The organism is Spirochaetota bacterium (genome assembly GCA_034190085.1).
Lineage (GTDB): Bacteria > Spirochaetota > UBA4802 > UBA4802 > JAFGDQ01 > JAXHTS01.
In genome coordinates, this window is record JAXHTS010000006.1 from 20,986 (window position 1) to 27,191 (window position 6,206).

At 39.1% G+C, this 6,206-nt stretch carries 8 protein-coding genes; 4 read left to right on the forward strand and 4 right to left on the reverse strand.

The features are described from left to right. Positions 1–47: 47 nt before the first annotated feature. The 4 genes from fliE to flgB are packed head-to-tail and all read right to left on the reverse strand — an operon-like array spanning position 48 to position 1,454. Positions 48–377 (reverse strand): flagellar hook-basal body complex protein FliE, encoded by a 330-nt coding sequence (gene fliE / locus SVZ03_01190; GenBank protein MDY6932819.1) that lies wholly within the window; start codon positions 375–377, stop codon positions 48–50. Then, entirely contained in the window at positions 377–553 is a 177-nt protein-coding gene (locus tag SVZ03_01195) for a hypothetical protein (GenBank protein ID MDY6932820.1), read from the reverse strand. The genes fliE and SVZ03_01195 overlap by 1 nt, the downstream gene beginning before the upstream one ends. A gap of 16 nt (positions 554–569) precedes the next feature. Then, positions 570–1,034 (reverse strand): flagellar basal body rod protein FlgC, encoded by a 465-nt coding sequence (flgC, locus tag SVZ03_01200; GenBank protein MDY6932821.1) that lies wholly within the window; start codon positions 1,032–1,034, stop codon positions 570–572. Positions 1,035–1,046: 12 nt separating this feature from the next. Beyond that, entirely contained in the window at positions 1,047–1,454 is a 408-nt protein-coding gene (gene flgB / locus SVZ03_01205) for a flagellar basal body rod protein FlgB (protein MDY6932822.1), read from the reverse strand. Between the two features lie 303 nt (positions 1,455–1,757). On the opposite strand from flgB, the gene SVZ03_01210 reads away from it, so the two are divergent. The 4 genes from SVZ03_01210 to SVZ03_01225 form a co-directional block, all read left to right on the forward strand. Beyond that, entirely contained in the window at positions 1,758–2,534 is a 777-nt protein-coding gene (locus SVZ03_01210) for an enoyl-CoA hydratase-related protein (GenBank protein MDY6932823.1), read from the forward strand. Positions 2,535–3,080: 546 nt separating this feature from the next. Next, complete coding sequence (locus SVZ03_01215) at positions 3,081–4,685, forward strand: acyl-CoA carboxylase subunit beta (protein ID MDY6932824.1); 1,605 nt, start codon at positions 3,081–3,083, stop codon at positions 4,683–4,685. A 294-nt stretch (positions 4,686–4,979) separates the two neighbouring features. Beyond that, positions 4,980–5,804 (forward strand): enoyl-CoA hydratase-related protein, encoded by an 825-nt coding sequence (locus SVZ03_01220; protein MDY6932825.1) that lies wholly within the window; start codon positions 4,980–4,982, stop codon positions 5,802–5,804. Positions 5,805–6,014: 210 nt separating this feature from the next. After that, positions 6,015–6,206, forward strand: a 192-nt coding sequence (locus SVZ03_01225) for a pyruvate carboxylase (GenBank protein ID MDY6932826.1), incomplete at its 3' end; no start/stop codon positions are given.

Here is a 6,206-nt window from a genome sequence, read left to right on the forward strand (position 1 = left end):
TTTATATCTGAATCGATAGTAGGGCCATGGCTTAACAGAAACAGGGATTATCGCAGATTGATAAGTTCTCTATATGCCTTGATCGCTTCATCCCTTACGGTTTTAGTAAATAATAGTGAAATTTCCGCTTTCTGTGCCGCAATCATCACAGTATGTATATCGACTGATTCAGGTTTATGGATCATCCTTTGGGCTAATTCATCAGCTTTGATCTGGGTATCGTTAACTTTAGAAAGAGATTTTTTCAAGGCTTCAGCAAATGATGTTGATACATCATCGTCCAGTTGTCTTTCCTTAACCCCGGTTAGATGACGAGGGTCGGTGGTCTTTAATTTTACAATGTGGCCAAAGGCTTGATTAGTAGAATACAACATCATTACACTCCTTTGATAATTCTTTCAAATCTATTTTCGTAGATAGCGCTCCAATAGGAATAATCATTAAAATTATTAGTCATCAAATTTTTAATTCGTTTAATCTTCTTTAAGCTTCCCCTTAGAGATAGATCATGGGATATGTTTATATCCCTTTCACCAATATCTTCGATATACATTCATTATCTCCCATCATTATGCCCCAGCCCTTCCTATCTCGAGGGCCTTGGCAAACATTGATTTTGAGTTATTTATCATCATTACATTTGCCTCATAAGATCTTGATGCGGAGATGAGATCTGTCATTTCCATAACAACATTAACATTAGGCATCTCTACATAACCCTTCTTAGGGCCAATCTTTATTGCGTCAGGGTGGGAGGGATCATATACAAGCCTTAGCGGTGATTTGTCATCCTCAATCTTGATAACCCTAACACCTTTGCCTGGTCCATGATCAATTCGTTTGGGGACTAGCGGCGATTTGTAGAAGGGTCTAATATTCACTGGAGCAAAGATCGCCCTCTTCCTCCTGAATGGCCCCCCCTCAGGCGTTCGGGTTGTAGTGGCATTAGCTATATTATTGCTTATTAGGTCCATTCTTAGCCTTTGGGCAGTTAGGCCAGTTGAGGCTATGTTAAATGTGTCAAACATTCCCATAATAGTCTATTCCTATGCTGTTCTTATTACAAGTTTTAATGTTCTAAAATTGCCATTCAATCTCGTTATCATGGCATTGTATCTCATGAGATTCTTGCTTGCATCCACTATCTCTTTTTCAATATCAACGTTATTCCCGTCATTCCGATAGGTGGTGTTATAATCAAGGTTGATTCTTGGCTTAACGCTTCTTATCTCTTTGGGAATATAAAAGGGTATATGCTTCTCATTAGTGAGCTTAGCTGGTAGCTTATTTGTTGGATTCATCCTATCCATAATTGCACGGTTTAACTCGCTCTCGAAATTCACCTCACTCCTCTTGAAATGAGGGACATCAACATTGGCTATATTATTAGAGATCACCTTCCTCCTTAGAGACTCGACATCCAAGGACTTTTCTAAAAGATAATTGGTTTGCATCATCTTGCTGCTTTCGAACATGACTACTCCATGATGAAAATATTATTATGTCTATTATTCCATTCGGTATTATATGTAAAATCATAAGATTTTTTTTATTGTTTTTGAGAAAGTGTTATTCGATTGTCTACCTAAGGTAAATCTCATCTATTACAGAGCTATATTTCATAATGTGTAGAAATAAATTGACATTAAACTACTTAAATGAAATTGTTTGTCTGTGAATTAATTAATACTCAGCAGTATTAGTTTCATATAAGGCTTATATGAATCTATCATAATTAAATATATTGAGGAGGAGATATGGTAGAAGAAATAATAAGGAAGGATGATGGTTATGTTGCTATTCTTACTATTAACAGGCCAGATAGGAGGAATGCCCTAAATGCTGATGCGCTGTTTGGCATTGGAGATATGCTTACTGATCTTAAGAAGGATGACAATATTAGGGCGCTGGTAATACAGGGGGCTGGAGAGAAGGTTTTTTCATCAGGTGTTGATCTTTCTGCTGCAGGTCAATCGGTTGAGAGAACCATGGAGGGTTTGGAATACTGCCTAAATAGTCTGATCGATTATCCTTATCCGATAATAGCTATGATCCAGGGGGCGGCGATAGGGGCTGGACTCGATATATCGGTAATCTCTGACTTTCGAATAGCCTCTGAAAAGGCAAAATTTGGGGCTACATTGGTAAAGCTTGGGAGAATATATTATTATACTGCTATTAAGAGACTAATGGACCTTGTTGGATTGATGGCCGCAAAGGAGATTCTATTAACAGGAAGGCTCATAGAGGCGAAGCGGGCGATGGAACTGGGACTCATAAATCAGATAGTCCCTCATGATGAATTATCCAATACAACCTATTCTTTTGCCAGGGAGTTGGCTGAGGAGAATGCCCCTATATCCATGCGAGCGACAAAAATGACGATTCATAAGCTATTGGAGCATAGGAAGCTTGATGATCAACTGGAGTCTGAGTTGAAGGCGTTAGCCGAAGAGGCAAATTCTAGTGAGGATGGGGTTGAGGGAGTGATGGCTATGCTGGAGAAACGAAAACCCAACTTCAAGGGGAAATGAGGGTTTAATGGATTTATCAATATACAATTCCTTTGTATGTTTATATATTGTAGCATAATATTTTATTCATAACAATCTATTATTATAGAGGGAAGAGATTATTTAATTTTATCAGTATAAGTGTATGCCTGTCATTTAGTGCTATTTTTTCTTGACATTTTTTTTTCTATATATAGATATATCCTAGCTCTAACAGATATTCACTAGATGTTTATGAGCGTTAATTATAATTTGTTTGTTATTATAATTGTAAGGATTCTCTCAAATTTATATGCCTCATATAGCAGAATGGATAGTGCAGAGTAAATTTTTCATTCCTTCTTTATATCATATCTAAATATATTCATCCTTTTCCGCTTAGAGGGGGCTTGATTGGTTTTAGGTATGCGTTATCAACATATAAAGATAATGCTATATTAAACAGTGTGTTTAGCATATAAAAGGGGTATACTCCTGCCAAATTCAGATGTAAGAAGTATTGTTCATTCCTAAAAGATTAAGATAAAAAATTATGTTAAATTAAGGAGTTTATTCATGGATACATTTATGGAACAGCGTTTAAAAGATTTGGAAGAGGCGAGAGCAAAAATATTAAGGGGTGGTGGTGAAGAGAAGATTGCCAAGCAACATAACAAAGGGAAATTGACAGCGCGTGAGAGGATTGATCTATTGCTAGATCCGGGCAGTTTTCATGAAATAAGCAAACTTATCGGTCATCTATCAGGAACCCCGGGTGATGGCATTATTTCGGGTCATGGGAAAATAGATGGCAGAAAGGTTTTTGTCTATGCCCAGGATGCCACGGTTAAGGGTGGCTCAATTGGATTTCAGCATGGGATAAAGCTATATAAAACAGTGGAGATGGCCTTGGAGATGAGAGTGCCGATTATCGGTTTAAACGATTCACCTGGAGCCAGGACACCGAAGATGCAGGAGGTAATGGCAATATCTGAAATGGGTAAGGGATCGGGTGATTCTAAGGATTCCACCGGTTTTGAGGGTATGGGTATGTTTGCCCTTCTTAGCGATAAACATGGGGGCTCGGTTTTTGCTCCAAATACCTTTGCATCAGGGGTAATACCGCAGATTTCAGCAATAATGGGTACATGTGCTGGCATTGCCGTTTATTCTCCAGCCTTGACGGATTTTATTTATATGATCGATAAGACAAGCCAGATGTTTATAACCGGTCCTGGCATTGTTAAATTGACACTTGGCGAGGATGTAACCCCTGAAGAACTCGGAGGAGCGAAGATTCATTCTAAACTCACGGGGGTGAGTGATTTTAGGTGTAAGGATGAGAAGGAATGCCTATCTGAGATAAGACGGCTAATTAGTTTTCTACCCTTGAACTGTGATGAAGAACCTCCTGTTGTAAAAACAGGCGATGATCCTGAAAGAACCTGCGATGAACTTATGGATTTTGTACCAACTGATACAAGTAAGCCCTATGACGTGATTCGGGTGATTAAGTGTTTGGTGGATAATGGTGATTTTCTTGAGGTTAAGAAGGAGTTCGCAGGGGAGATCGCAGTTGGATTTGGACGCATGGATGGTTATACTGTTGGTTTTGTGGCAAATCAACCCAAGGTTAGGGCTGGATCATTAACTGTTGACAGCTCTGATAAACAGGCGAGGTTTATCCGTTTTTGTGATTGTTTTAATATACCAATAGTCCTCCTCGTGGACACCCCGGCTTATATGCCTGGTTCAGCGCAGGAGCATGCGGGAATTATACGACATGGGGCTAAGGTGCTTTATGCCCTTTGTGAGGCAACGGTTCCACGTATAGGTTTGGTATTAAGAAAGGCCTATGGTGGGGGAAATCTGGGCATGGGTGTAATTCCCGGGATGCAAACTGATATGATCCTTAATTGGCCGACCATGGAAACCGGCGTTTTGGGCCCGGAGCAATCAATTATGCTCTTTTCTGGCGGAAAGAATTATTCAAAAGAAGAGATGGCTGAGATGGTAAAGATGTATAGAGATACTTTTGCCAATCCCATTAGGGACGCTAATGCTAATACCAATCTGCATGATGTTATTACCCCTTCAGAGACCCGTAAATATCTTATCAGATCCTTGGAGATATTTAGGGGCAAGAAGAGGATTCGTTATCCGGACAGAAAGCATGGCAATATACCTTTATAATAATTAAGATAACTACTCAGATTTTTTTCATATACACTATTAGATAAAAAATGTATAAAGGGGATGAGTCGGGGTGTATAAAGTATGTCATTCCGGCTATAGTGTAGCGGAATGCTGGAATCTAAGGCAATTATTAATAGGGTTTTGTAATATTTAAGATTCCTGCAGGAGTTTACACCTGTTTTATACAGGGGCAGGAATGACATTAGCTGAGTAGTAACTAATTAAGAATATATATTTGAGCATAGAGTTGATTGTGAATATTATTTATTATAGATTTTAGGAGGATTTTGAATGGGGAATGATCAGATATTGAGAGAGGAGAGGGATTTTATCGGCATAATAACTATTAACAATCCTGAGAAGAGAAACGCTGTAAACAATGAAATGTTGAAGGTGATAAACGATACGCTTCTGGATATGGATAAGAATGGTACGAGGGTTATTATTATTAAGGGGGCTGGGGATAAGACCTTTTGTGCTGGATATGATGTTACAACATTTCAATCAGAGGGCATCCAATCAAAGGATAAAGATTTTGAAATTACTGATGAATATGTAAAGAATTTTGAGAGATCAAATTATCTGCAGATTATGGTTAGAACTATCGATGAGATTAGTGTTCCGGTTATTGCCATGATAAATGGTCACTGTATTGGAGCTGGGATAGACATTGCATGCGGGTGTGATTTGCGTTATGCCGCGGCTGGGGTGAAGCTGGGATTGCCTCCTCTCAATTTGGGTATTGTTTATCATCCGGATGGATTCAGGAGAGTAATCAATGTGGCAGGCGTTGCCAGGGCAAAGGAGCTTCTCTATTTAGGGGAAAACATTAAATCAGATGAGGCTTATGAATTAGGTCTTGTAAACAGGGTGCTTCCGAAAGAGCAATTGGAGGAGTACACCATGAATGCTGCCAGGACTATAACGGAGAAATCGCCCCTTGCTGTTCGTGGTACTAAAAGGGTTCTGAGCTTTGTATTCGAGCATCAAGAGTTGAGCGATGATAGGAAGAGAGAGGCGATGAAGCTGACAATGAAGGCCTTCCAGAGCGAGGATTCCCTTGAAGCAGTAAGTGCCTTTTTAGAAAAGAGAAAGCCGAACTTTAAGGGCAAATAGTCTGATCCTTAATTATATTATTCTTGCATAATTATTACATAGGATTTATATGTAAAGGCAGGTTAATAGATATCATTAGTTCTGATATGTGCCAATCGTTAGTTAGGTATTCAATTATGAGTAGGATATAGAGTATTCGATCATGATTTGAATCCTTTCATCTTGTAGCAGATATCGTGAGAATACTGAATATATTTATAGGGAAATGGAATGAAGAATGAAACTAAATCAACCACTTTAAGAATACAGGATAACACATTCAGGGATGGTCATCAGTCAAATCTGGCGACCAGAATGCGAACTGAGGATATGCTGCCAATAGCTGAACAGATGGATGGGGTAGGATTCTGGGCCATGGAGGTATGGGGCGGTGCAACATTCGACACAATGCACAGGTTCTTA

What these genes read in the sequence shown, in the direction of transcription:
- flgB (MDY6932822.1), bottom strand. Translation starts at nt 1,454, where the DNA reads ATGCAAACCAATTATCTTTTAGAAAAGTCCTTGGATGTCGAGTCTCTA.
- flgC (MDY6932821.1), bottom strand. Translation starts at nt 1,034, where the DNA reads ATGGGAATGTTTGACACATTTAACATAGCCTCAACTGGCCTAACTGCC.
- SVZ03_01215 (MDY6932824.1), top strand. Translation starts at nt 3,081, where the DNA reads ATGGAACAGCGTTTAAAAGATTTGGAAGAGGCGAGAGCAAAAATATTA.
- SVZ03_01195 (MDY6932820.1), bottom strand. Translation starts at nt 553, where the DNA reads ATGTATATCGAAGATATTGGTGAAAGGGATATAAACATATCCCATGAT.
- fliE (MDY6932819.1), bottom strand. Translation starts at nt 377, where the DNA reads ATGATGTTGTATTCTACTAATCAAGCCTTTGGCCACATTGTAAAATTA.
- SVZ03_01210 (MDY6932823.1), top strand. Translation starts at nt 1,758, where the DNA reads ATGGTAGAAGAAATAATAAGGAAGGATGATGGTTATGTTGCTATTCTT.
- SVZ03_01220 (MDY6932825.1), top strand. Translation starts at nt 4,980, where the DNA reads ATGGGGAATGATCAGATATTGAGAGAGGAGAGGGATTTTATCGGCATA.